This is a genomic window from Parasulfitobacter algicola (genome assembly GCF_013315265.1).
Lineage (GTDB): Bacteria > Pseudomonadota > Alphaproteobacteria > Rhodobacterales > Rhodobacteraceae > Parasulfitobacter > Parasulfitobacter algicola.
In genome coordinates, this window is record NZ_JABUFE010000012.1 from 42,753 (window position 1) to 68,510 (window position 25,758).

Annotated in this window: 28 protein-coding genes; 14 read left to right on the forward strand and 14 right to left on the reverse strand. The window is 51.6% G+C overall.

The window, feature by feature from the left end; all coding sequences use genetic code 11:
- Nucleotides 1-35: 35 nt before the first annotated feature.
- From HRQ87_RS16345 to HRQ87_RS16380, 8 genes are all read right to left on the reverse strand, one after another.
- A complete protein-coding gene (locus HRQ87_RS16345) occupies nt 36-1,073 on the reverse strand; it encodes a LysM peptidoglycan-binding domain-containing protein (protein ID WP_174139516.1) in 1,038 nt (345 codons plus the stop codon).
- 197 nt (nt 1,074-1,270) lie between these two features.
- Nucleotides 1,271-1,870 carry a superoxide dismutase gene (locus HRQ87_RS16350; protein WP_174139517.1) on the reverse strand — a complete coding sequence of 200 codons (600 nt, stop codon included), beginning with the start codon at nt 1,868-1,870 and terminating at the stop codon, nt 1,271-1,273.
- A 105-nt stretch (nt 1,871-1,975) separates the two neighbouring features.
- Nucleotides 1,976-2,632 (reverse strand): hypothetical protein, encoded by a 657-nt coding sequence (locus HRQ87_RS16355; RefSeq protein WP_174139518.1) that lies wholly within the window; start codon nt 2,630-2,632, stop codon nt 1,976-1,978.
- A 20-nt stretch (nt 2,633-2,652) separates the two neighbouring features.
- Nucleotides 2,653-3,120, reverse strand: coding sequence for a hypothetical protein (locus tag HRQ87_RS16360; protein WP_174139519.1), 468 nt, complete (start codon nt 3,118-3,120; stop codon nt 2,653-2,655).
- A 90-nt stretch (nt 3,121-3,210) separates the two neighbouring features.
- Nucleotides 3,211-3,747 (reverse strand): sarcosine oxidase subunit gamma, encoded by a 537-nt coding sequence (locus HRQ87_RS16365; protein ID WP_174139520.1) that lies wholly within the window; start codon nt 3,745-3,747, stop codon nt 3,211-3,213.
- The gene (locus HRQ87_RS16370) at nt 3,740-6,751 is read right to left on the reverse strand and encodes a sarcosine oxidase subunit alpha family protein (RefSeq protein ID WP_174139521.1); all 3,012 of its coding nucleotides are present in this window, start codon (nt 6,749-6,751) and stop codon (nt 3,740-3,742) included. Before HRQ87_RS16370 ends, HRQ87_RS16365 begins: the two co-directional genes overlap by 8 nt.
- Nucleotides 6,748-7,077 carry a sarcosine oxidase subunit delta gene (locus HRQ87_RS16375; protein ID WP_174139522.1) on the reverse strand — a complete coding sequence of 110 codons (330 nt, stop codon included), beginning with the start codon at nt 7,075-7,077 and terminating at the stop codon, nt 6,748-6,750. The genes HRQ87_RS16370 and HRQ87_RS16375 overlap by 4 nt, the downstream gene beginning before the upstream one ends.
- A 234-nt stretch (nt 7,078-7,311) precedes the next feature.
- On the reverse strand, nt 7,312-7,500 hold the full coding sequence (locus HRQ87_RS16380; RefSeq protein WP_174139523.1) for a hypothetical protein: 189 nt from the start codon (nt 7,498-7,500) through the stop codon (nt 7,312-7,314).
- 172 nt (nt 7,501-7,672) lie between these two features.
- On the opposite strand from HRQ87_RS16380, the gene HRQ87_RS16385 reads away from it, so the two are divergent.
- Complete coding sequence (locus HRQ87_RS16385) at nt 7,673-7,876, forward strand: hypothetical protein (protein ID WP_174139524.1); 204 nt, start codon at nt 7,673-7,675, stop codon at nt 7,874-7,876.
- Nucleotides 7,877-8,070: 194 nt separating this feature from the next.
- Here the strand turns inward: HRQ87_RS16385 and HRQ87_RS16390 are convergent, their stop codons facing one another.
- On the reverse strand, nt 8,071-9,315 hold the full coding sequence (locus HRQ87_RS16390; RefSeq protein WP_174139525.1) for a sarcosine oxidase subunit beta family protein: 1,245 nt from the start codon (nt 9,313-9,315) through the stop codon (nt 8,071-8,073).
- Between the two features lie 146 nt (nt 9,316-9,461).
- Between HRQ87_RS16390 and ccmI the strand changes: the two genes are divergently transcribed.
- The 4 genes from ccmI to HRQ87_RS16410 are packed head-to-tail and all read left to right on the forward strand — an operon-like array spanning nt 9,462 to nt 11,852.
- Nucleotides 9,462-10,688 carry a c-type cytochrome biogenesis protein CcmI gene (gene ccmI, locus HRQ87_RS16395; protein WP_174139526.1) on the forward strand — a complete coding sequence of 409 codons (1,227 nt, stop codon included), beginning with the start codon at nt 9,462-9,464 and terminating at the stop codon, nt 10,686-10,688.
- Nucleotides 10,685-11,161 carry a Holliday junction resolvase RuvX gene (gene ruvX, locus HRQ87_RS16400; protein WP_174139527.1) on the forward strand — a complete coding sequence of 159 codons (477 nt, stop codon included), beginning with the start codon at nt 10,685-10,687 and terminating at the stop codon, nt 11,159-11,161. The genes ccmI and ruvX overlap by 4 nt, the downstream gene beginning before the upstream one ends.
- Nucleotides 11,158-11,388: a DUF1289 domain-containing protein gene (locus tag HRQ87_RS16405; RefSeq protein ID WP_174139528.1), complete on the forward strand. Its 231-nt coding sequence runs from the start codon at nt 11,158-11,160 to the stop codon at nt 11,386-11,388. The genes ruvX and HRQ87_RS16405 overlap by 4 nt, the downstream gene beginning before the upstream one ends.
- 41 nt (nt 11,389-11,429) lie before the next feature.
- Complete coding sequence (locus HRQ87_RS16410) at nt 11,430-11,852, forward strand: hypothetical protein (protein ID WP_174139529.1); 423 nt, start codon at nt 11,430-11,432, stop codon at nt 11,850-11,852.
- Here HRQ87_RS16410 and HRQ87_RS16415 read toward each other — a convergent pair whose 3' ends face one another.
- The 3 genes from HRQ87_RS16415 to HRQ87_RS16425 all read right to left on the reverse strand — a co-directional run bounded on the left by HRQ87_RS16415 (nt 11,853) and on the right by HRQ87_RS16425 (nt 15,235).
- The gene (locus HRQ87_RS16415) at nt 11,853-12,677 is read right to left on the reverse strand and encodes a sulfite exporter TauE/SafE family protein (protein WP_174139530.1); all 825 of its coding nucleotides are present in this window, start codon (nt 12,675-12,677) and stop codon (nt 11,853-11,855) included.
- Nucleotides 12,678-12,731: 54 nt separating this feature from the next.
- Nucleotides 12,732-13,724, reverse strand: coding sequence for a tRNA dihydrouridine(20/20a) synthase DusA (gene dusA / locus HRQ87_RS16420; protein ID WP_174139531.1), 993 nt, complete (start codon nt 13,722-13,724; stop codon nt 12,732-12,734).
- 341 nt (nt 13,725-14,065) lie between these two features.
- Entirely contained in the window at nt 14,066-15,235 is a 1,170-nt protein-coding gene (locus HRQ87_RS16425) for a M20 aminoacylase family protein (RefSeq protein WP_174139532.1), read from the reverse strand.
- Between the two features lie 63 nt (nt 15,236-15,298).
- Here HRQ87_RS16425 and mazG point away from each other — a divergent pair, with 63 nt between their 5' ends.
- On the forward strand, nt 15,299-16,129 hold the full coding sequence (gene mazG, locus HRQ87_RS16430) for a nucleoside triphosphate pyrophosphohydrolase (protein WP_174139533.1): 831 nt from the start codon (nt 15,299-15,301) through the stop codon (nt 16,127-16,129).
- Here the strand turns inward: mazG and HRQ87_RS16435 are convergent.
- Nucleotides 16,124-16,852, reverse strand: coding sequence for a DUF7003 family protein (locus tag HRQ87_RS16435; RefSeq protein WP_174139534.1), 729 nt, complete (start codon nt 16,850-16,852; stop codon nt 16,124-16,126). The two genes, mazG and HRQ87_RS16435, sit on opposite strands and share 6 nt — an antisense overlap.
- Nucleotides 16,853-16,971: 119 nt before the next feature.
- On the opposite strand from HRQ87_RS16435, the gene HRQ87_RS16440 reads away from it, so the two are divergent.
- Complete coding sequence (locus tag HRQ87_RS16440) at nt 16,972-17,913, forward strand: nucleoside hydrolase (RefSeq protein ID WP_174139535.1); 942 nt, start codon at nt 16,972-16,974, stop codon at nt 17,911-17,913.
- A gap of 42 nt (nt 17,914-17,955) precedes the next feature.
- A complete protein-coding gene (locus HRQ87_RS16445; protein WP_174139536.1) occupies nt 17,956-19,365 on the forward strand; it encodes a protein adenylyltransferase SelO in 1,410 nt (469 codons plus the stop codon).
- Between the two features lie 59 nt (nt 19,366-19,424).
- Here HRQ87_RS16445 and HRQ87_RS16450 read toward each other — a convergent pair whose 3' ends face one another.
- Complete coding sequence (locus tag HRQ87_RS16450; RefSeq protein WP_174139537.1) at nt 19,425-19,964, reverse strand: CBS domain-containing protein; 540 nt, start codon at nt 19,962-19,964, stop codon at nt 19,425-19,427.
- 154 nt (nt 19,965-20,118) lie between these two features.
- Between HRQ87_RS16450 and HRQ87_RS16455 the strand changes: the two genes are divergently transcribed.
- From HRQ87_RS16455 to eno, 6 genes are all read left to right on the forward strand, one after another.
- Nucleotides 20,119-21,366 carry a cation:proton antiporter gene (locus HRQ87_RS16455; protein WP_174139538.1) on the forward strand — a complete coding sequence of 416 codons (1,248 nt, stop codon included), beginning with the start codon at nt 20,119-20,121 and terminating at the stop codon, nt 21,364-21,366.
- Nucleotides 21,366-22,313: a hypothetical protein gene (locus HRQ87_RS16460; RefSeq protein ID WP_174139539.1), complete on the forward strand. Its 948-nt coding sequence runs from the start codon at nt 21,366-21,368 to the stop codon at nt 22,311-22,313. The genes HRQ87_RS16455 and HRQ87_RS16460 overlap by 1 nt, the downstream gene beginning before the upstream one ends.
- A 67-nt stretch (nt 22,314-22,380) precedes the next feature.
- Entirely contained in the window at nt 22,381-22,992 is a 612-nt protein-coding gene (locus HRQ87_RS16465) for a DUF533 domain-containing protein (protein ID WP_174139540.1), read from the forward strand.
- Between the two features lie 116 nt (nt 22,993-23,108).
- Nucleotides 23,109-23,540, forward strand: a complete 432-nt coding sequence (locus HRQ87_RS16470) for a Fur family transcriptional regulator (RefSeq protein ID WP_174139541.1) — start codon at nt 23,109-23,111, stop codon at nt 23,538-23,540.
- Nucleotides 23,541-23,544: 4 nt separating this feature from the next.
- Nucleotides 23,545-24,429 carry a DMT family transporter gene (locus HRQ87_RS16475; RefSeq protein ID WP_174139605.1) on the forward strand — a complete coding sequence of 295 codons (885 nt, stop codon included), beginning with the start codon at nt 23,545-23,547 and terminating at the stop codon, nt 24,427-24,429.
- A gap of 37 nt (nt 24,430-24,466) precedes the next feature.
- Nucleotides 24,467-25,744 (forward strand): phosphopyruvate hydratase, encoded by a 1,278-nt coding sequence (gene eno, locus HRQ87_RS16480; RefSeq protein WP_174139542.1) that lies wholly within the window; start codon nt 24,467-24,469, stop codon nt 25,742-25,744.
- Nucleotides 25,745-25,758 lie beyond the last annotated feature (14 nt).

A 25,758-nucleotide genomic window follows, 5' to 3' on the forward strand; every position in this document is an offset into this window, starting at 1 on the left:
ATTCATAAAGAAAGGCCCATAGGCTTTTGAAATAATTAGTCCGGTACTGTGAAAATCTGACCGGGATAGATCAAATCAGGGTTGCGGATACGGTCGCGATTGGCTTCAAAAACTTTCAAATATTGGTATCCATCACCATAGCGTTCTTCTGCAATCGCCCAAAGCGTGGCACCGGGCTGAACCGTCTGAACGGAAACTTGCTGGGTATTTTCCTGAATAATCAAAAGCTCTGACGGCGCTTCGCGTTTGAATGGTGTCTCAACCCGCGATGTGACTTCGCCTTCGGTATTCACCTCATCAATACGCAGGGTATAGGTACCGGCGTCAACCTGCGGCAATTCCATTTGCCACTGCCCCTGATCAGAAATCTGGGCCGTCGTGACAGGTTTGTTATCGACATAGATCCGCACAAAACTGTCTTCATCGCCCCGACCCGTCAATTGCACATCGCCGCTACCATCATAACCAATTGCATCCAATGCCACGGTATCAGATGCCTCTGGCGGAATTTGAGACGCCTGCGCAAGGCGCAGCCCGTCTTCGTCCAACGCCACAATGACCGGGGCCGAGGGGACCTCAGGCGCGTCTGGTGATGTCTGCGATGCAACCTCCGCCGCATTCACCCCATCGAAGGGCGACACAATCATCTGTTCGGTTGATATAACCAAGGTTCCATCAGGCATTTGGGCCATCAGGCTGATAGTCCGCGGTTGCCTACTTGGTTCAAGATCAAGAAAAAGCGCAAAGCGCCCACCGGTATCGGTGACACCTGTCATTGAGGGTATACCATCGACCATGATATTGACATCCGACGACGCAAGTGACCGTCCCGCCACCAAAGTACGCCCATCAGCATCCACACGGACAACGTCAAATGTAGGTCTTTCAACTGCAATCTCGTCAAGGCTATCCGGCGCATCCGGCACCAATGGTGCCGTCGTTTGTGCTGTTACGGCTGGTGGATTTTGTGGATCAGATTTGGGAAGTAGAAAAAATGTCAAAAGCCCACCTGCCACAGCCATCAAAAGGCTGATAGCAACAATTAAAACAGGCTTGCGGTTTTTGTCGGCCAAACGGAATACTCCCCATTATCTTGTGGGTAATGCTAGCAAGACCACTACGATAGGTCAAAATCCATCCCGATACCGTTCAATAATTCTACATTATTGTTATCAATCGGCATCTTTGCAACAATAAGTAGATGGTCATTTCAACAAAAGGGCCCTGCATCTTACGTTGCAAGGCCCGAAGTTAGATGTTTTTTGGTTTTCTACATACGCGATGCGACGTTTTCCCAATTGACCAGATTGTCCAAGAAATTACCCAGATACGCAGGACGTTTGTTACGGAAATCGATGTAATAGCTGTGTTCCCACACATCGCAGCCCAACAGTGCGGTTTGGCCAAAACATACCGGATTTACACCATTTTCCGTCTTTGTGACTTTCAAGCTGCCGTCGGTATCTTTGACAAGCCAGGCCCAGCCTGAACCGAACTGGCCGCCACCGGCTGCGCTAAACTCATCCTTGAATTTTTGCACGGACCCAAACGCATCGTTCAGTGCATTTTCCAGCTCACCCGGCATTTTGTTTTCGCCCGGACCCATCATTTCCCAAAACTGGTTGTGGTTCCAAAGTTGGCTGATGTTATTAAAGATACCCGACTGGGCCACAGAGTTTGCGTCATAGGTGCCTTTGATGATCTCTTCCAAAGACTTGTCGGCCCACTCTGTGCCCTCAATCAGCTTGTTGCCATTATCGACATAGGCCTTGTGGTGCAGGTCGTGGTGATATTCCAATGTTTCTTTTGACATGCCTTTATCGGCCAATGCGTCATGCGAATAGGGAAGATCAGGAAGTTCAAATGCCATTTTCTAAGGCCCCTCTGGTTCAGTCGTGTTTGATATCTGCTTACCTGATGCTGCAATGCCCCAAGGTCAAGTCAGAACATGATATTCATTAAACGCAGCACACCTTCAGCGGGTTCCTTGAAGATATGATAAGCATTCTTCAGCGGTTAGGATCGATGTCATCTGCCCGTCAATAAGATTATAAACATAAGCAACGCTATTAACCGGCCCATTGAAGTACCCTTCGAAATCACGACACAAGTTTTGCCCAATCGGCGCTTCAATCAGATTGATAACGGCAAAATCACGTTCAAGAAAATCTGCTGTGATGATATAGCTCATGACACCGTCTTCCAATGTCACCTTGGTCATCGTCATACCATCGCCAATCACGGTAGGTAAGCTTTGGTTCAATTGCGCAATTTCAATATCAATAAAAGCGTCACTTGGAATGATTGTCGGAAATGCAACCAACGCAATATTGTAGGATCGGAAAATTACCGCCAAGCAAATCACAAGTAATCCAATCCAAGCCAAAATGCTTGCCTTGCCTTCCTTGTGCATGGACCGATACATCGCAACGATCATCAAAAGCAGATAAAGCAGCAAAAAGATCATAAAGACCAAAATCACTGTATCCAAAGTCTGAGTTTGGTCGTCTTCAATCGTAAGATACTGATTATTCAACTGTACCAGGATTAGATTTGTAACAACGTTGAATAAAAAAAACCCGACCCAGAAAGTGACCGCGATAGAAAGCTCGCCTTTGAATAATTTAAGCATAAATTACTGGTCCTTTGACTTCACAGGATACAATTACCTGTCGCTCTGGCATTTCTGTTCCCCGGATAATTTCGAGCACTGGATACAGTCGTAACAAGTGCTTTGTTTGTTTCACGGTATATTGTCAATCGAACAGACAGATCGTAGGATTGATGACGAAGTTTAAGTAACTTAGTACCAGTCTCATCTTTAAAATCATCAACAGTCCAAGTGAGTGTCATGCGTTTTTCTGACAGGTCTTGAAGTATTGCTTGAACACTAGGGCCACTATTTTTTCTAATAATCCGATCTGTTGCTTCAATACTTTCAAATTTTGGCAACCCACCAATTGTATATGTTCCCGTTGGAACAAGACTTATGATTATGTCTTCGGCTATCCAATCCGCATCCGGACCAGTCGATTGAATTTTGCATCTAATATCAATAGCATGTGCTGCAGATGAGATTGTCAAAAACGCAAAAAACACTAAAATATTTATAATTTTCATTATATACCTAATTATGTAAATTTGCCTTCAGCGGCCGTTTATAAATTTCTTTTGCTTATCGGAACTTAATTTTTAGTCCCAAGCTTCTCATTACTGGAAATATCCAACCTCAGACCCCGCGCTGGCGGCGTTGTGCAAAAGCGTTGAAACATAATCGGCAACAGAACGAAAGCAGATCAGTTCAAACGTATTTTTATCCCTCATCCAAAATGCAGCCGGCACCTGGGCCAGACGGGTGCGGCGAAATTGACCTGGGATCAAACTATCAGGGTGCAGATCGACCGGGGACAGTTTTGCGATAATTTCGCGTGATTTGGCACCGCTGATCATGAATACTGACCGTGCATCTGATACATTAGCCAGTAAATGATGCGTGCCCGATAGAATTTTCTGCATTCTTTTCAGATCTTTAGCAATCTCATCATATGGCGTTATGACCAAAACTTCGTCGGGGGACATCCATGCAATGCCCCGTTCATCCACACAATTGCATTCGCTGATACCGGGAAAATCAACGCCTGCAACACCCGTTGCTGCGTTCTTTAGCTTGGTCGACGACAGGTCACCGCGCAACGTCATCATTCCGCGGGGACCAACCTGTTCGATCATGGCGAATGTATCAGACATCTTGCTTTGTCCCTTCTTTATCAAAGAAAACCGGATCAACGATCTTGGCAAAAACGCTAGTGCCATCAATTTTCGGGAACTCTAACTGTTCGCCCATCCGATCAGGCCCATTTTCGACCAATCCCATCGCAATGCCGCGTTTCAGCGTCGGCGAATAATAGGTCGATGTGACGCGCGCCTGCATGTTCCTTTGGCCGTTTTCGTTCGTATCGTCTTCGACCGCATAGGCCCCATCAGGGATCACCGACCCGTCAACCGTTTCCAGGCCCACCAGTTTCCAGCGGTTTGGATCGGTCATATGATCGCGCTCTTGCGCGCGTCTGCCCAGATAGTCGTCTTTCTTCTTGGAAAGCGCCCAATGCAACCCAAGATCCTGTGGAATAACAGTGCCGTCGGTTTCATCGCCAATCATGATAAAGCCCTTTTCGGCCCGCATCACATGCAGCGCCTCGGTGCCATAGGGCATAACGCCGAACTCCTGCCCGGCCTCGACCAAGGCATCCCATAACGCACGCCCCTGCCCGGCCCGCACGGCGATCTCATAGCTCAACTCGCCCGAGAAGCTGATGCGATAGGCCCGCACATCGATCCCACCGATCTGGCCGTCAGCCCAAGCCATAAACGGCAGCGTGTCCTTGCTGACATCCATACCGCCCAACTTTTCCAGCACTTTCCGCGCGTTCGGGCCGACAACCGCGATCTGCGCGTATTGTTCGGTCAGGTTAACTGTCCAGACCTTCCAATCCCACCATTCGGTCTGCAGCCATTCTTCCATATGCGCATGAATACGATCCGCGCCGCCGGTGGTCGTGTGACACAGGAATGTATCCTCATCGATCCGCGCGACCACACCGTCGTCGATCAGAAAACCGTTTTCCGAACACATCAAGCCGTATCTGCAACGACCCGGTTTCAAGCTGCTCATCATATTGGTGTAAAGCATATCCAGAAACTTGCCCGCATCCGGCCCTTTGACCACGATCTTACCCAGTGTCGACGCATCCAGCAGCCCCAAATTTTCGCGGGTGTTCGTCACTTCTCGGGTTACGGCATCTTGGTGGTTTTCAGCACTTCGCGGATAACAATAGGGTCGACGCCAATGGCCCACAGGTTCCCAGTAAGCGCCCTGCTCATCATGCCAGTCATGCATCGGTGTCTTGCGGATGGGCTGAAACAGATCAGCGCGTGCCTCGCCCCCGATTGAGCCCATAGAAATCGGTGTATATGGCGGGCGGAATGTCGTGGTTCCCACATCTGGAATATCAGCATTCAATGCATCCGAAAGCACCGCAAGGCCGTTGATATTACTTAATTTTCCCTGATCTGTTGCCATGCCAAGGGTCGTATACCGCTTCGCATGTTCAACACTTTCAAACCCTTCCTGCGCGGCCAGTTGCACATCGCTCACTTTCACGTCGTTCTGATAATCCAGCCACATTTTGCTGCGCAGCTTGATCCCTGCGCCCTGTGGCATCATCCAGACTGGCTTCAGCGGGGTTTCGGGCATACTTTCACCTTCCGGCGTGACGATGCGCTTGGGCTTCAGCCCCGCCTGTTCCACCACCATTTTGCCCGCAGCCACGCTGCCTGCCAACACATTAGCCAGTGACATTGCGCCATTTGCGGCCCCTGCGGGCACGACAAAGGGCTTGCCATCTGCACCTGTGGGACCTTTGCTGACATCGGGGCGAAAATGTGCTTTTTCCACATCCCAGATCAACTTGCCGCCACAATGGCTCCATAAATGGACCACGGGCGACCAACCGCCCGACATGGCAATTGCATCGCAGGCGATGTCTTCCAACACGGCCCCTTCACCAGCTTGCGAACAAATGCCAACACCCTCCACATGCTTGCCACCCTTGACCTTGGCGATCCCCTTGCCGGTCAGAACACGCACGCCCAGATCCTTGACCTGTTGCATCAGCGCGCCGCCACCTTCGGGCCGCGCGTCAACCACGGCAGGCACATCCAATCCGGCGTGTTTCAAAATCAGCGCCGTGCGATAGGCATCATCATTATTCGTCACGATCACCGTGCGATCGCCAGGCGACACTGCATAATTTACCACATAATCCCGCACAGCCGAGGCCAGCATGACACCGGGAATATCATTGCCTGCAAAGCTAAGCGGGCGTTCGATGGCGCCCGTCGCTGTGACAACTTGCTTGGCCCGAATGCGCCACAATCGGTGGCGCGGACCAGTCGATTCAGAGGTATGATCGGTCAGGCGTTCGTAACTTAAAACATAACCATGATCATAAACCCCGGCACCCATCATTCGGCTGCGCAGCGTCACATTTTTCATTTTTTCAAGGGCTTGCAGCGTAGAGCTTACCCATTCTTCCGCCTCGACCCCATCAATGATGCCGCCATCCACAGGCGCGCGCCCACCCCAATGGGCGGTCTGTTCGATCAGCAAAACCCGTGCGCCGGATTTACCAGCGGTCAGGGCAGCCGCCAATCCAGCCACGCCACCGCCAATAATCAAAATATCCACATGCGCATAGAAATGTTCATAAGTATCCGCATCCCGTGCCTTGGGGGCTTTGCCAAGGCCTGCAGACTGACGGATGAAGGGTTCATATATATGTTTCCAGAACGACCGCGGATGGATGAACATCTTGTAATAAAAACCCGCAGGCAAAAAGCGGCTAAGGTGCTTGTTGATCGCGCCCACATCGAATTCCAGACTGGGCCAATGGTTTTGCGATGTTGCTTGAAGCCCGTCGAAAACCTCGGTCGTGGTGGCGCGGGCGTTCGGGTCAAATTGACCGTTAGTGCCCAGATTGACCAACGCATTGGGTTCTTCGGCGCCACTGGCGACAATCCCGCGTGGACGGTGATATTTGAACGACCGCCCGACCAGTGTCTGCCCATTGGCCAGCAAGGCCGAGGCCAGCGTATCACCTTCGACCCCCTTCATCTGCTTACCATTAAAGGTGAATTTCAAGGTTTTGGTTTTGTTCAGGAAACGCCCCTGTTGGGCCAGTCGTGTACTCATGAAAACGATCCCCATGACCAGCCGGGACGTTTGCCGGAAATCTTATCGCAAATCTCTTTGGGTGGTTCCGTGGTTTGGGCGGAATATGTGCCGAACACCTCAAGCGTCACGGTGCAGCGGGCTGCATGAAACCACTTGCCGCAACCATAGCTGTGCCGCCAGCGTTCAAAATGCACGCCCTTGGGATTTTCACGCATAAACAGATAGCTTTCAAAGGTATCATCATCTGACCCGACCGTTTCGCGCGTCAAATGCGCCTGTCCACCCGGGGTCAGCTCAGTTTCGTCGGCATCTATGCCGCAGTAAGGACAGGTCAGCATCAACACTGGATTAATCCTTTCCAGGTCACACAGGTATCTGCGCGTTTAGGTGAATATTGTCGGAAGCATATGCCATATACTGCGCCTCGATAATAAGGGCGGAAAAGATTGTATATGGCGATGTTTTGATGGGGAAAAACAGTTAGAAAAGATCCAGAATAGATATCTTTGATATGTTTCGTCAGAATAGAAAAGACTTTGACTAAAAAAACAGCCAAAGTCCTGAAATAATTTCTGATATTAGTTGCCGGTAACAGCGTCCTCGACTGCTTCGGCCGCACCATCAACGCCTTCGACGGTGATTGAAAGTCCATCATCCTGTTCACCAGAATAGACAAACCACGCCAAACCGATGACCGCCACAATAAGGGCACCAACCAAGAAGGCCAAAACACTGTTGCTTCCTGATTTCTGATTTGTATCGGACATTTCACGTCTCCTGCTCTGCTGCTTTCAGACAATATAACGTGAGACTGCGCGCTTTGGTTCCGCTGCCTGATGTAAGGATGGCAATGCATCAACATGTCGACGCCCCAGATGCAGGAAAGAAGGGTCTGATAAGTTTGAAAAAATGCGGCTTATAGTTTATATGGCGATTATTATGGATATGATATTTTTTATTGCACTGGGTGCGGTTATCAGTTTCGTGATTTGGAAGATCATAAAAACAAGACGCTGTGTGAAACCAGTTCAAACCCACAGACCGCATAGCCCCGGCCCAGGATATGATCAGGCGACAATTGCGCAAAGCAAAACAGCGGGAAATACTGCAAGTGGTGATAGCGCGGGTGGTCACGGTGTTTAAAAGTAATTTATGACGTTCGATATGTTTTTGAATTTGTCGCCGCTTGCTGTTGTTATTGCATTTGCTGTGTTTTTTATTAGGCTTGGAAGCTGTAAAATGCATAATAGCGATGCTAACGGTCCTGACGACAATCATTTGGTTAGCCAGTCTAATAGGACAGGTAATTACGGCATTGACGGCGGAAGTGACTGACATCAATGTGCCACTCCTGCGGCCACGCTCTCATCGATAAACCGGCCCTCTCGGAAGCGGCCTAATGTAAACGCATCGGTCAATGGTGACGCGCCTTTGGCCATCAGTTCAGCCATGCCCCAGCCCGATCCTGGGATGGCCTTGAACCCGCCTGTGCCCCATCCGCAGTTGATAAAACAGCCCTCAAGCGGAGTTTTTGAGATGATGGGCGACCGGTCCCCGGTCATGTCCACGATACCGCCCCATTGCCGCAGCATTTTCAGGCGGCTAATCATCGGGAAGGTTTCGATCAGGGCACGCACGGTTTCCTCAATATGGTGAAAACTGCCGCGTTGGGTATAGTTGTTATAGCCATCCGCGCCGCCGCCGATGACCATTTCACCCTTGTCAGACTGGCTCATGTACCCGTGGACCGTGTTGGCCATGACGACGACATCCATGCAGGGTTTGATGGGTTCTGACACCAACGCTTGCAGCGCCACGCTTTCAATCGGCAGTCGGAACCCCGCCATGTCGGCCAGTACGCCGGAATGACCCGCCACAACAATGCCCATCTTATCGCAATCGATATCGCCCTTGGTCGTGCTGACACCGGTGACCTTGCCACCGGACTGACGTACGGCTGTGACCTCGCACTGTTGGATGATGTCCATGCCCATATCCGAACACGCCCGCGCCAGCCCCCATGCCACCGCGTCGTGCCGCGCGGTGCCACCCCGCGCCTGCCACAGCGCCCCCAGAACCGGATAGCGCGGACCGTCGATATCAATGATCGGGCACAGTTCCTTGACCCGTTTTGGGGTGATATATTCTGTCTTGACACCCTGCAATGCATTGGCGTGGGCCGTGCGCTGGTACCCCCGCACCTCATGGTGGGTCTGGGCCAGCATCATCACGCCGCGCGGGCTGAACATAATGTTATAATTCAGATCTTGGCTAAGCGTTTCATACAAACTGCGCGATTTTTCATAGATCGCAGCAGATGGATCTTGCAGATAATTTGAACGGATGATTGTCGTATTGCGCCCGGTGTTCCCACCGCCAAGCCAACCCTTTTCCAGCACAGCGACATTTGTAATGCCGTGATTGCGGCCCAAATAATAGGCCGTGGCCAGACCATGCCCACCAGCGCCCACAATGATCACATCGTATTTTCCTTTGGGCGTGCGTGCAGCCCAGGCCCGTTCCCAGCCCGCGTGATATCGCGCAGCCTCTCGGGCGATGGCAAAAGCAGAATAGCGTTTCATGGCGCGGCGTCCCCAGACTGTATGGATCAAAGTTTTATGTGGATACAGGTTACTCCCACGATCAGCAGCGGCACAATATCCCATTTCTGCGACATCTTGTGTTTTGGGCTTTTGCACCGGGCAACAAGGCCTTAGATAATAGCGTCATGATATTTTGGATTTTGACAGCCCTGCTTGCCCTGACCATCACACTGTTGGTCGTTGTGTCTTTGTTACGCAGACAAGGGCGCGTTCAGCCCGCTGTGGCCTATGACATGCAAATCTATCGCGATCAGCTCAAGGAAATTGAGCGCGATCTGGCACGTAATGTGATCACCGATGATGAGGCAGGCCGCCTGCGCACCGAAGTATCGCGCCGTTTGCTGGAAGCGGATCGCAAATTTCAAAAAGTGCAATCGGTCAAGGCACCCGCTGAAACGCATATGTCAGGCATTGTGGTCGGTTTTATCGCCCTTGTGATCGTGGGCGGCAGTTTCGCGATCTATACTGCGATTGGCACGCCAGGTTACGGTGACCTGCCGCATCGTGACCGCATGGAAGCGTCTGAAATCGCGCGGGAAAATCGCCCAAGTCAGGCTGTGGCGGAAGCCGAAATTGCACTGCGGCGCGCCCCCACTACACCCCCACAAGGTCAAGATACTGCTTTGATGGACAGGCTTCGCGCAATTTTGCAGGAAAACCCTGATGATTTGCAGGGTCAGATGCTGTTGGTCAGTAACGAAATACGCCTGCAGAATTTTGCAGCCGCCCATGTCGCGCAAGCCAAAGTCGTTGAACTTAAGGGCGATCAGGCAACGGCTGAGGATCACGCTGATCTGGCCGAGCTGCTAATCCTTGCGGCCAACGGCTATGTCTCGCCCCAGGCTGAAACCGCGTTGGAACAAGCACTGGCGCGCGACAATATGAACGGGCGGGCGCAGTATTATTCAGGCTTGATGTTCAGCCAAACGGGCCGTCCGGATCTGGCCTTTCGCATCTGGCGGCAGCAATTGGATCAGGGGCCACCGGATGCGCCGTGGATCCGCCCGATTATGAACCAGATCGAAGGCATGGCGATGCGTGCTGGCGTACGCTATACCCCACCAGATATTCCCTTTGGCCCATCGCTTGATGATATGGCCGCTGCAGAAAACATGACGCCCGAAGAACGCACACAGATGATCCGCGGCATGGTAAATGGGTTGTCTGACAGGCTTAGCAGTGCGGGCGGGCCGCCCGAAGAATGGGCCCGTCTGATCCGCGCCTATGGGGTTTTGGGCGAAACCGACCGGGCGCGCGCAGTCTGGGAAGACGCGCAACAAGCGTTCGAAGGACTGGAAGATGCGCTGGACATCATCGAAAGTGCCGCTGTGCAAGCCGGGGTGGCCGGGTGATCTGCGATACGCTGGAAGACTTTGCAAAAGCTGTTAAACCCATGGCCGCCCTGGCCGGACTAGATCTTGGAACGCACACAATCGGAGTTGCCGTATCGGACAGTTTTCTATCTGTTTCGACCCCATTGGAAACCATCAAACGCAAGAAATTCAGTGTGGATGCCGAGCGTCTGCTTGAGATTATCAAGGGCCGTACCCTTGGCGGCATTATTATTGGGTTGCCCCGAAACATGGACGGCTCAGAAGGGCCACGGTGTCAATCGACCCGCGCATTTGCCCGCAATCTGGACAGGTTAACTGATCTGCCCATCGGCTTTTGGGATGAACGACTGTCCACTGTTGCGGCAGAACGCGCCCTGCTTGAGGCGGATACGACACGAAAACGTCGCGCCGAGGTCATTGATCACGTCGCGGCTGGATATATACTTCAAGGTGCCCTAGACCGTATGCACCATATAAGGCAGTCAGAATGAGTAACGAAGTCTGGAAACGCGACGAGGTCGAAAGCCCGTGCATCAATATCTGCGTCATTCATCCGCAGGAACGCATCTGTACGGGCTGCCTGCGCAGCATTGACGAAATCACAGACTGGGGCCGTATGACACCTGACGCACGAAAAGCGGTGATGGCAGAGCTGCCAACACGCGCACCCTTGTTGAAAAAGCGCCGCGGTGGACGCGCCGCACGCAAAGCCGGATGAAAGCGCTTCGTATACTTGATATGACCATCCGTGCATGGTCCGTGAGTATACTTTTTGCAGGCTTTATTGCCCTGCCCATTGCCAATGCCGTTCTAAGCTTTCCGTACTTGATGACGTTAAATATTCTGTACGCGATCAAGACTGTCTTTATCGAAAGCCTTTTGATCATTCTGCTTGCAGGGATCTGGGCATCTGTTCCGGTGTTTTTGGCGCTGTTGATATTCGTTTTAATCCGCCCCGGTGTTTTTGCGCGACACCCTTTCAAGACAGCTGCAGGATTTGCAGTGCTTGTCGGGGTGTTATTTGCGTTGAACACCGTGCCGATGGATGATCCTTTGATTACAGACTTAACACTATCGCAGCGATTTTATGACGGCGCTACAAGCTTGATGCCGTGGATCATTACAGTTTCAACATTTGTCGGGGCTGCCAGTCTTGGCCGAAAACTTGAAGATATATCCTGATTACCAGCCAACCGCTTTACGCAACATATTGGCCGCGACCAGGATCAGAAACACAGCAAACACACGCTTTAGTGGCTTTGGGTTCATCTTATGGGCAATTTTGGCGCCAATCGGTGCCGTCAAAAGTGTCATCGCGATGATCACGCCAAAAGTCGGAAAATTCACAGCACCGATCGTGAAAGGCGGGCGAACCTCGGCCGGGATGGGTATCAGCAAAAAGCCGATAACAGATGGAATGGCAATCAGCGCGCCAAAACCCGCAGCTGTCGCAACGGCATTGTGAATGGGTCTGCCATAAAGTGACATCAGCGGCACGCCAAGCGATCCGCCCCCGATGCCCATCAGCACTGATAGAAACCCAACAATTGTAGAGTAAATCGCGCGGGCGATCCCTGTTGGCATTTCAGCCCCCAACCGCCATTCACTGCGCCCAAAGGCCATATAAAACCCGATGATAACGCCCATACAGCCAAAAATTGCCTGCAACACAGTTGACCGAAGTTGCGCTGCGACCAAGACACCAATGACAGCACCGATCCCAATTCCAATAGCCCAAGTCTTTAAAATGGGCCACTCAACCGCCCCTTTTTTATGATGGCTCATCACGGACCGGCCTGACGTTACAATGATCGTCGCAAGCGATGTCGCAAGGCAAATCTGCATCAGATAGGGGCTGTCATAACCCAATGCCGTGAACACGTAAAAGAACCCGGGCACCAGAACGATACCGCCGCCAACACCCAACAGCCCCGCCAAAACGCCCGCCACGGCACCAAAAACCAGCAAAATTGCGACAAGCGGAAGAAGTGTGGAAAGTTCTGGCATGGCGGTCCCCTTTTTGCCCCCGTTATACTGACCGACGACAAGGTTCCAGCCCTGCTATTGGGCCACCTGCACAGATGTCACATATTCCAACGCCTGCTCAACCACCGAAACGCCTGCGCCGTCACGATGCGCGCGTTCTGACAATGTCCGGCGCCATTGCCGCGCACCGGGACGCCCCGCAAACAATCCCAGCATATGTCTTGTGATCTGATTCAATCGCCCCCCTTGCGCCAGATGCCGATCAATATAAGGATACATAGCCCGCACCACATCTTCTGCAGTGTGCGTGGTGCTTTGGCCAAAAATCCGGCGGTCTGTCTGAAGCAAGATATCCGATGGCGTATGATAGGCCGCACGACCGATCATCACCCCATCCATCCCTTGGTTCAGAAAATATTCAGCCTTATCAATATTTTCTATACCGCCATTGATACTAATATGCAGGTGCGGATAGGTTTTCTTCATCTGCAATACCAGATCATAGTCCAACGGCGGTACATCACGGTTTTCTTTTGGACTTAGCCCCTGCAGCCATGCTTTTCGGGCATGAATGGCAAAACGATTTACCCCGACTGCGCTGACCGTTTCCAGAAAATGCGGCAATATCTGTGATGGATCTTGATCATCGACACCGATCCTGCATTTCACAGTGACTTCGACTGAACACCTGTCGCGCATCGCCGCGACGCAGTCTGCCACCAGATCGGGTTGTTTCATTAAAACGGCGCCAAAACACCCCGATTGCACACGATCACTGGGGCACCCGATGTTCAGGTTAACCTCATCATAGCCTTCATCCGCAGCCATCGCAGCAGCCTGCGCCAACTCACTTGGGTCTGATCCCCCAAGTTGCAGCGCAACAGGGTGCTCTTCAGTGTTAAACTGCAATAAATGACGCGCATCACCGCGAACCAAGGCAGGCGCAGTGACCATTTCTGTATAAAGCAGCGCATGACGCGACATCAGCCGATGCAAATACCTGCAATGACGATCTGTCCAATGCATCATAGGGGCAATAGAAAGTCTAGCGTGTTGATTTATTTTCATTTTTCTTATACATTTAAACTGTTGCGGGGCAAATTTTCTACGCAGGAATACGCCCCGATTTGCCCCTTTTCGACGACTCAGCGCACACGATATAGCCACTATAAGCAAGCTTACCTTCGGTGAATACCGGGTCCAGATCAGACGCAAGGGCAGGATCATCACAAAAATACAACGCAGCGATCTACGCATGCAGGTTTAGAAGTCGAGAGAGATGCTCTTGATCGTAAATCTCGGAACATACCTATAAATAAAAATGTGAACGATCACTTCGGCGTAAATGAGTTCTAAAAGGTGAATTGCGTGCGGATAAATCTAAACGAATATCTTCATATCTATTGCACTTAGTTTCCCCCCATTGGCTGCGCTGTTTCAACCAGTTTTGCAAAGAACGACGCACCATAAGGGATAATGTCGTCGTTGAAATCATAGGCCGGATGATGCAATCCGGCGCTTTCGCCTTGGCCCAGAAATAAATACGCGCCGGGTCTGGATTGCAGCATAAAGGCAAAATCCTCGGCCCCCATTTCACGACCCACATTATCCAGAACAGCCTTGTCGCCTGAAATTTCGCGCGCCACATCTGCGGCAAATGCGGCTTGGTCGGCATGGTTAATCGTTGCCGGGTATTCCGTCTGATAGATCAGTTCTGCCTGCACATCATAACTGGCCGCCTGCCCCGCCACAATTTCAGCCATACGTTTTTGCACCATAGCTTGCACCTTGGGATCAAACGTTCGAACCGTGCCGCCAATAAATGCTTTGTCGGGCACGATGTTTTCCGCACTACCCGTATGAATTTGTGTGACAGAGATGACCAGATCATCCAAAGCGTAATGGTTGCGGCTGCTAATAGTCTGAATTGCCTGAACAACTCCAACAGCGGCCACGACCGGATCTTTGGTTTCATGCGGCATTGCCCCGTGCCCACCAACACCCTGGATATGAATATCAAAGGTATCGACAGCGGCCATAATCGGCCCCGGTGTTGTGTAAAAATGCCCCTCGGGGACACCGGGGGCGTTGTGCAAAGCATAGACTTGGGAAATATTGAATTTATCCATGATCCCTTCGTTCACCATGACATTCGCACCGCCGCCGCTTTCTTCGGCTGGTTGAAAAATTAACGCCACGCGGCCCGCAAAGTTGCGTGTTTCTGTCAAATATTTAGCAGCACCCAAAAGCATCACCGTATGCCCATCGTGCCCACAAGCATGCATCTTTCCCGAAACAGTCGATTGCCATTCAGCACCGGTTTCCTCGACGATTGGCAAGGCGTCCATATCAGCACGCAAGCCGATTGTTGGGCCATCCGATTGCCCATAAACAATGCCAACCAAGCCTGTTTTTGCAAATCCGTTGTGAATTTCATCCACACCGAAATCGCGAAGACGCTCGGCAACGAAACCAGACGTCTTGTGGCAGTCAAATCCAAGTTCGGGATGCTGATGCAGATGCCTGCGCCATGTGGTTAATGTGTCTTTGTAATCTGAAATGCTATTAATAATTGGCAAAACTGGACTCCGCGATAACAACGTTTAATGGTGCAAGCATCCTCTAAAGACAAGGCGGCTGCAATGTCGAATAACGCCAACAATACCATAGTGAACGATCCAGACGGCGGACTTCCGCGTTTGTTAGAAATCATGCGCCGTTTGCGCGATCCTGAAACAGGCTGCCCTTGGGATATTCAACAAGATTTCAAGACCATAGCGCCCTATACGATCGAAGAAGCCTATGAGGTGGCCGACGCGATCGAACGGCAGGATTGGGCCGATCTGGAGGGCGAGCTGGGCGATCTTTTGCTGCAAACAGTCTATCACACGCAGATGGGTGAAGAAGCGGGGTTGTTCACATTTGGCAGCGTGGCCAATGCGATTTCCGACAAAATGATTGCACGGCACCCCCATGTCTTTGGCGATGAAAACCGCGATAAAAGCGCAGATCAGCAAACGGCAGACTGGGAAAAGATCAAAGCAGCGGAACGCGCAGGCAAGGCACAAGACGGCGTATTGGATGGCGTCGCCGTGGGCCTGCCTGCGTTACTTCGCGCAGTGAAGTTGCAAAAACGGGCGGCACGGGTCGGGTTTGACTGGCCTTCGACCGATCAGGTGTTGGATAAGATCGTAGAAGAAACACAAGAATTGGTTGAAGCGCGAAATACATTAACCCACGCTGATGTGGCCGAAGAATTCGGCGATCTGTTGTTTGTTATGGCCAATCTAGGGCGACACCTGAAGGTTGATCCAGAAGAGGCCCTGCGCGCCGCCAACGCCAAATTCATCCGGCGCTTTAATGCGATCGAAAAAGCGCTTGCTGATCAAGGTAAACGGCCCGAAAAATCGACGTTGGAAGAAATGGATGCGCTTTGGGATCAGGTGAAAGCGGCGGAAAAGGCTGTACTATAACGTTCCACCGTCCGGCCAGTTTTGCCACGCGGTATTACCCGGCTGATCAGGTGAGTAAAACGAAACATCACCACTTTCCAGCACCGCAGCCATCTGTTGAAAACTGCTAAGATCACTGGGTTTTTCACTAGATGCAAGATCAGGATGGCGCCAGTCATTAAGAACCATAACCTGATCAAATTCATGCGGCACGTTGACCCTGCGTTCGGCTTTCGTGGCCATCACATCATCTGGATAAATCGCTGCTAGATAACGGCACAACTCAAACACAAAAGGCTGAGTTTCTTCAAGCGTGATCCCCACTGGCCCATAGGCACTTTTACTGGGCAGGGATACAATCTTGTCACGCAGATGCACTTGCCCCACATTCCGAACCTGGTCTGGATTAGCGTGATCTAACCAGTCTTCGTTTGAAATCGGCCAAAACGTTGTCGCCTCATGATGCTTCTGATTTGTAAGGTACTCTTCATAGCAGTTCTTTGATATAAATTGATCTGCTGATTTTCGGTTGCGAAGGTGGCTGCCAATCGTGAACAGCGTCAAATCCGGCATACCCTGTCTTGTTGCATAGCCAAACCATTCAAAGACCATTGCCCAATCATGATCTGATCGAAATAGGTTCAGCCTGATCTTTGCAAGATAAACATACCCATTATCCAGCATTGGAAAGACAAAATTATGTGCTGCTTGATCTAATATTGCAAGAATTTCGGTTTGTTTCATGAAAAGCGCTTTATCTGCAGTTATGTATATCAGTTGGCTAGAATAGGGATCGTTTTAGCTTGCAGCGATTGGGCAGCAATGCAACCACTTACGCACGGAAATATTGGAATTGGTTCACCATGTCGCTGCGCAAAATCATCATTGATACCGACCCCGGTCAGGACGACGCGGTTGCTATTCTGCTGGCATTGTCCGCCCCTGAAACGATTGACGTTTTGGGCATCACCGCGGTTGCAGGCAATGTACCATTGCCGCTGACATCAAAGAATGCACGTGTGGTGTGTGAACTGGCTGGTTGGACCGATATACCTGTCTTTGCTGGCTGCAATGCGCCTTTGAAACGCAGGCTGGTGACAGCTGAACATGTTCACGGAAAAACGGGGTTGGACGGTGCTGATCTGCCTGATCCGACTATGCCGCTGCAAGACCGCCATGCGGTGGATTTTATTATTGACACATTGCGGTCTGAACCTGCCAAAACTGTCACTCTTTGTCCTTTGGGTCCGCTGACCAATATCGCCACCGCAATGATGCGTGCGCCCGATATTATCTCGCGCATTCAGGAAATCGTTCTGATGGGAGGCGCTTATTTCGAGGTCGGCAATATAACCCCTGCGGCCGAATTCAATATTTATGTCGATCCTGACGCTGCTGATATCGTTTTTAAATCGGGTATTTCGTTAACGGTCATGCCACTGGACGTAACCCACAAGGTTCTGACCACGCCCGTGCGCATCGAAGCCTTTCGTCAAATGGGCACACCAGTTGGTCAAACCCTGGCCGGTTGGATCGACTTTTTTGATAGGTTCGATATGGAAAAATACGGATCAGACGGGGCACCATTGCATGATCCTTGCGTAATTGCCTATCTTCTGCAGCCTGATCTGTTCACCGGGCGGCACATAAATGTGCAGATAGAAACCGGTTCTGATTTGACCCTTGGTATGACCGTTGCCGATTGGTGGGGTGTGACGGATCATCCACCAAATGCGACGCTCATGGGCGATGTGGATGCCGATGGTTTCTTTGATCTGCTGACGCGCCAAATCGCAAAGTTATAAGGCGCTCTGTCAATGACCCAAGAAACACCTTAGATAAACCGTATGAGCATCGCGATCCCTTTTGACAATACCTATGCACGCCTGCCCAACCGGTTCTATAGCAAGCTGCGCCCGACCCCTGTGGCAGAGCCGCGGATTTTTGCGGTGAACGAAGCATTGGCGAATGATCTGAATGTTGATCTGACTGGGATGGATCCGGCAAAAGTCTTTTCCGGTAATGCGTTACCGGACAATGCTGACCCTTTGGCGCAGGCCTATGCCGGCCATCAGTTCGGAGGCTGGAATCCGCAGTTGGGCGACGGCCGCGCAATTTTGCTGGGCGAGGTTATCGGACGTGACGGGGTCCGCCGTGATGTCCAGCTAAAGGGGTCTGGCCCCACACCTTATTCCCGCAATGGTGATGGCCGCGCCTGGTTGGGCCCGGTATTGCGCGAATATGTCGTGTCAGAGGCGATGCATGCAATGGGCATTCCAACCACCCGTGCACTGGCCGCTGTAACTACGGGCCAACCTGTGATCCGTGAACGCCCCCTGCCCGGCTCTGTTCTGACCCGCGTCGCCCAAAGCCATATCCGCGTTGGCACCTTTCAGTTCTTCGCCGCCCGCCAAGACACAGACGCACTGCGCGATTTAACCGGTTACGTCATTCAACGCCATTACCCGGACGCCGAAACACCGCTTGACCTGTTGAAGCAAGTCGCGGCCCGTCAGGCCGAACTGATCGCCAAATGGATGGGCGTCGGCTTTATCCACGGCGTGATGAACACGGACAATTGCCAGATCGCAGGCGAGACGATCGACTATGGGCCTTGCGCCTTTATGGATGATTATCATCCCATGCAGGTCTTCAGTTCAATCGATCACTACGGTCGCTATGCCTATGCAAAACAACCCGATATTGCGGCCTGGAACTTGGCGCAGTTCGCGACGGCCCTTCTGCCGCTGATGCCAGACAGGGATGCGGCGATTGAGGATTTTACCGAGGCCGTAAATGGATTTGCCCCGATTTTTGCTGAACACTGGCAAACTCTCTTCTTACAAAAAATCGGCATCACCAACATGCAGGATGGCGATGTACAGATGATCCACGACCTGCTTGATCTTATGACGCAGCAAGAAGCGGATTTCACGAATACATTCCGTGGTTTGATCACCGATACTGCAACAGAGCAATTCGCCGAACCCAATCCGTTTGAGGCCTGGGCCAAATTATGGCGCGATCGCATCAAATCCGAACCTGATCCCGAAAAGGTCATGCGATTGGCCAACCCCGCCATTATCCCGCGCAATCATCGCACCGAAGACATGATCCAAGCCGCAATCCAAGGTGACAAAGCGCCTTTTGATCGTTTGATGAATGCACTTGCCACACCATTCGACGATACGGACCACAATCTTACAAAACCGCCAAAACCAGACCAGGTCGTGACCCAAACTTTTTGCGGGACGTGATCTGCGGCGTTTATGTCGGGACATGAATCGCAAGCCGCAGAGGTCTCACCGGCGCTTAGCTAGGTCACGCCGCGCAACACGACAATCATCAGCAGCGTATAAAGCATGATACCGCCCCCGATCAGGAAAAAGTGCCAGTTTTTCCCGATGGACGCCTTTACCAGTTCTTTCGCCTGCCCCATAAGGTCCGGCCATGTATAGGATACAAAATCGCCTTGCGTGAACACGGCCTTGATCCGACCTTCATCATCGACAATCGGTAATCGGCGGAACCGTTCGTTCGACATGATCCGCAACCAATCCACAAGATCATCATCTTCGCGGGCCACGCGCGGCTCATCCGTCATAATCTGACTGATTTTCGTCGTTTTTGCATCCATGCCACCATGGACCAGTTTACGCATGATATCGCGTTCGGTCATGACGCCGATTACTTTGTCATCAGGGTCAACCACAACCACAGAGCCATAGTTTTTTTCACACATCGCAGCAACCGCGTCGAACACAATCGCGTCGGGCGGGAATGTCAGCGGTCTGGGCTTGCTGGCATATTCGGATCGATCTTTGATACGCATTGCGGCGGAAGTACTGGCTGCCATGATGTTTCTCCGGTTTTTGTGTTCGCCTTTTAAACTAGGGCCAAAATGTCGCATGCCAAATCTATCTGTGATTTAATTGCTTTACGCCACAGCATGCATTGCGGCGTAAAGCACGCTGACCTAAAACAGCTAAGAATTGAATTCTGGGTAGAAAATGAATATTTTACAGATTACCTCGTTACTGATCGTTCTGGCGGGTGCCTTTGGCGCGATCAATTATCTTTATCTAAAATTACCTTCGGCCATCGGAATCATGGTTGTGGCGCTTTTTGCGTCATTTGGTGTGATGATCGTCGATCTTATATACCCAGCCCTTGGAACAGCCGATGCAGTGCGCGGCATTGTTTTGGACATCGAATTCTCGGATGCGTTGCTTGAGGGCATGCTGGGGCTTTTGCTGTTTGCCGGCGCCTTGCATGTCAAACTTTCAGATCTGAAGAAAGAATGGGTGATCGTTTTTCTGATGGCCACAATTGGCATCGGATTGTCGACGGTCATTGTCGGCGTCGGGTTTTCCTGGATCACAGGTATGCCACTGCTGGTCGCATTGGTCTTTGGCAGCCTTGTGTCGCCCACAGATCCTGTTGCGGTTTTGGGTGTTTTGCGCGCCGCCAATCTGAAAAAATCACTGGAAACCAAAATCGCGGGCGAAAGTCTGTTCAATGATGGCGTTGGCTATGTCGTTTTTCTGGTCCTGATCAGCCTGGCCTTTCCCGCAGCTGACAGCCACGGATCAACATTCAGTGGTGCCGCTTTACTTTTTGTACAAGAAGCGGTCGGCGGGGCTGTTCTGGGTATCGTTCTGGGATGGCTGACATTCCGCGTCATGCGCCGGATTGATGATTATTCGCTTGAGGTCCTGATCACCCTTGGGCTTGCTTTTGGTGGCTATGAATTGGCGGTCTATCTTCATGTTTCGGCCCCGATCATGGCCGTTTGTGCAGGGCTTTTGATTGGTGACATCGGTACAAAACACGGGATGAGCGCTGAGACACGGCAATATGTCGATGCCTTTTGGAAGCTGATCGACGAAATCCTGAACGCGGTGCTGTTCCTGATGATCGGGTTTGAGGTTTTCGCGATTGCCTTTGAATGGAATTTCCTGCTGTCGGGTGTCCTGGCGATTTGTCTGGCTTTACTAGGGCGCTTTGCCGCAGTTGTGGTTCCAGTCCTTATGCTGAAGCCTTTTCGCGAATTTTCCAAAGGTGTGGTGCCGATTATGACGTGGGGCGGATTAAAAGGTGGGATTTCGGTTGCACTTGCTCTTAGCTTGCCCGACAATGAATGGAAACCACTCATCCTTACGGCGACGTATGTGATCGTATTATTCTCGATAATTGTGCAAGGTTTGACAGTCGCCCCACTTGCAAAACGCGTCGGCACCGAAACAGAGACATCATAATGCTGCGATTATTCGCCTCGATCCTATGTATTTTCATGCCCGTCTTTGCATGGGCCAATACAATCCCCGGACAAGATGCTCCAAAGTTCCAGGCAGCGATAGATCTTTGGCTGGATGGTGATGACACCGCAGCCCTGACTGTATTTTCCGAACTTGCCCGCGACGACAATACGGCCGCACAGATATTTCTGGGACAGTTGGAACCGCTGTTGCATTTGCATACTCATGTGACGGGCAGTCTGTCACGGGCAGACCGGATCGCACTTTTGCGCCAACCAGAAGGCTTATCGGGTAAAAGCTGGCTTGAGCGTGCACAGAACGACAGCGCCTTGGCCGCGGCCCTTTTGAAATCTCGCAGAGTCGGTGAAAAAGCCGATGCGATCGGGACATTGCTTGAATTTAACGAACAACAATCGGCATTACTTCCGCTGATCTCAATCGGCAATCAGGGCAATCTTGAAACATTGGCAAAATTGCATGAAAATCCTGCTGTTACAGGTGCTGCCAAAGCTTATATCGAAAGTGTGCTGGGTGCCCCACAATCGATTGGAACGACCTCTAAAACCAAACAACCTGAACAATCATCAGATCGGATTTTGCTGCAGTCGATCCCGTTACCCAGTCAGACCGGAAGCAATATTGTTGCAACTGCGCTGGCCGAACAGATGGCACTGCGCCCTGAATACAGTCCGATACAAAAGCTGTGTGAAGCCAGCTGTGTTAATCGTAATCGTTGTATGGTTGGCGTTATCGCAACGCTGTCAGGCGAACCATCTTGGATCAAACTTGCAAGCCCCGTCGAAACGCTTTTATCCACCGAACGGTATCACAAAAGCCCACGTATACGCGATGATTTGAAACGCAGGGTGACAATGCAACCGCTTTATAAATCCGGCTGGCTGCAAAACTATGATCAATGTACCTATCAGGCTTTGCAAACGCCTTGATTTTGGGGTTGGCAAATTTATCCCTATATTGACGTTAAGGCGTAACATTTGACGACAGGGATATGAAATGAGTCTAACACGGACATTGATTAAAATCGGTATTGGATACGCCGCCGCCCATGGCGTTCGCAAGATATCACGCGGGCAAGGCTTGGCATCTTTGTTCAAGGGCAATGGTCAAGGCGGCACTGGTGGGTTGGCCGGTATGATGCGCGGTTTTCAGAACCGTCATGCCCTGCCGACGCAAAGCGCGCCTGAAGGCAAGCGCGAAGATGTGCGCGGACTACTGGATCAGTTCAACGACAAACCTGCAACAGATGAAGACGAACAGGTCGCCAGCCTGATGCTGCGCGCGATGATCCAGTCTGCGAAATCTGACGGCGTAATTGATGACGATGAAAAGACGCAAATCATGGAAACATTGGACGATGATGCGGATAACGCAGATATTGCTTTTGTTAAGTCACAGCTAAAAGCCCCCGTCGATATTGATGCTTTGGCGGCCGACACACCCGTCGATTTGCGCGAACAGGTGTACTCCATGTCGCTGATGGCCATCGAGGTCGATACCCCTGCCGAGGCCAGATATCTTAATGATCTGGCACAAGCGCTGATGCTGGATCAAACCACAGTGAATGCATTGCACTATGATATGGGTGTTGATCCGCTTTACAGTTGACGAAACTGCGTCATGCGCGGCACCAATTGGCGATAAATCTACGGTCGTTCGCATCGGGGGTGGAAACTGTGGGTTGGCTTGGATAAACCCATGCCTACCATGAACCCGAGGACACGATGGGCGATACAATCCAAGACCGCTGCGAGGCAAAAGGCCTGCGCATGACCGAACAACGCCGCACAATTGCGGGTGTGTTACAGGATGCCGACGATCACCCTGATGTCGAAGAACTTTATGCGCGTGCCAGTGCGGCTGACCCGCGTATCTCAATCGCGACGGTCTATCGCACGGTCAAGCTGTTCGAAGAAGCGGGCATTCTGGACAAACATGATTTTGGAGATGGCCGCGCACGGTATGAAACCGCAGACCGGGATCATCATGATCATCTGATCGACATGAATTCAGGTGAAGTAATCGAATTTGTCGACCCGGATATCGAAGCGTTACAGGAAAAAATCGCGCAAAAATTGGGCTATACCCTGAAAGGGCACAGGCTGGAATTATACGGTGTACCGATCAAAGGTACACAGCCTGACAACAAAGCCTGACCCGTTGGACAACCTGCGCGGGGCCCTTTTGATGATTGCAGCAATGGTGGGTTTCGCCATTGAGGATATGTTCATCAAACTGATGTCCGATCAGCTACCAACCGGGCAAATCCTTGCCATGCTGGGTCTTGGCGGCGCTTTGATCTTTGCGACAATCACAGCCATGCAGGGCCGCAGATTGTGGTCATCCGATCTGCTGAACGGCGCTGTCATTCTGCGCAATCTGGGCGAGGTCATTGGCACTTTGGGTTATGTTACCGCAATTGTCATGACCGATTTGTCCAGCGCATCCACGATTTTGCAGGCCACACCGCTAGTCGTGACCTTGGGGGCCGCGTTGTTTTTACAAGAACAGGTCGGATGGCGCAGATGGTTGGCGATTATCGTTGGATTTATGGGTGTTCTATTGGTCATTCGCCCCGGCGTTGACGGGTTTGAACCCGCATCCCTGTTCGCGGTTCAAGGCGCCATAGGGCTGGCGGTACGTGATATTGCCACACGGCGCGTGCCATCCACAATTTCGTCGATGCAACTGTCCACCTATGGGTTCGCGATCATCTTTCCCGCAGGTCTGATGTTGATGGCTTTTAATCAAACAACATTGATCATGCCGACACAGGCAAACGGGATCTACATGTCCCTTGCGCTGATCACTGGGGTTCTGGCTTATTACGCCATCGTTGCAGCGATGCGTGTGGGCGAAGTATCGTTTGTGACCCCCTTCCGCTACTCGCGGATCGTTTTCGCAATGATCCTTGGAATATTGGTCTTTGATGAACAACCAGACAGATGGGTGATTGTTGGCGCTATCATTATTGTGGCCTCTGGCCTGTTCACTGTGTGGCGGGAACGTCGTGTGGGGGTTTCATCTTCTGCTCCATCGCGCTAATGCTGCGCAAACCGACGCCACGTAAAGGACAGCCCTGATGAGCACGATAATCGACATCCACGCCCGCGAAATTCTGGACAGCCGCGGCAACCCAACGGTCGAAGTCGACGTGATCCTGGAAGACGGCACCATGGGTCGGGCCGCAGTACCATCAGGTGCATCCACCGGCGCGTATGAGGCGGTGGAAAAACGTGATGGCGACAAGGGCCGCTATATGGGCAAAGGTGTGCTTGATGCCGTCGCATCTGTGAATGGCGAGATCGCCGAAGATCTGGTCGGAATGGACGCTGTTGAACAGGTTGCCATTGACGAAGCGATGATCGAATTGGACGGCACCGATAACAAGTGCCGTCTTGGTGCAAACGCGATCCTTGGCGTGTCATTGGCCGTGGCCAAAGCGGCCGCAGATTATACGGCACAGCCCCTGTTTCGCTATGTGGGCGGCACATCGGCGCGCGTCTTGCCGGTGCCCATGATGAATATCATCAACGGGGGCGAACACGCTGATAACCCGATTGATATTCAAGAATTCATGATCATGCCCGTCAGTGCCGACAATATTCGCGAAGCGGTCCGCATGGGGTCAGAAGTGTTTCACACACTGAAAAAAGAACTGTCAGCGGCGGGCCTTTCGACGGGTATCGGTGACGAAGGTGGCTTTGCACCCAACCTAAGCTCGACCCGCGATGCACTTGATTTCATTCTGAAGTCTATCGAAAAAGCTGGCTACAAACCGGGCGAGGAAATCTATCTTGCCCTCGATTGCGCAGCGACTGAATATTACAAGAATGGCCAGTATGTGCTGGCCGGTGAAAATCAGACGCTAAGCTCTGACGCGAATGTAGATTACCTGGAAGCCTTGGTAAATGACTATCCCATCATCTCGATCGAAGACGGCATGTCCGAAGATGACTGGGACGGATGGAAGGCGCTAACGGACCGCTTGGGTGACCGCGTACAACTGGTGGGCGACGATTTGTTTGTCACCAACCCTGCCCGCCTGTCCATGGGTATCGAAAAAGGCAGCGCCAATTCAATGCTGGTCAAAGTAAACCAGATCGGCAGCCTGACTGAAACCCTGCGTGCCGTCGATATGGCCCACCGGGCTGGCATGACCAATGTGATGTCACACCGTTCCGGCGAAACCGAAGACGCCACGATTGCGGATCTAGCCGTTGCAACGAACTGCGGACAGATCAAGACCGGATCGCTGGCACGATCTGACCGGTTGGCCAAATATAACCAACTGATCCGTATCGAAGAAATGCTGGGTGAAAGTGCGATCTATGCGGGTACGTCTATTCTAAAGACGTAATTAAACCAGGCTGA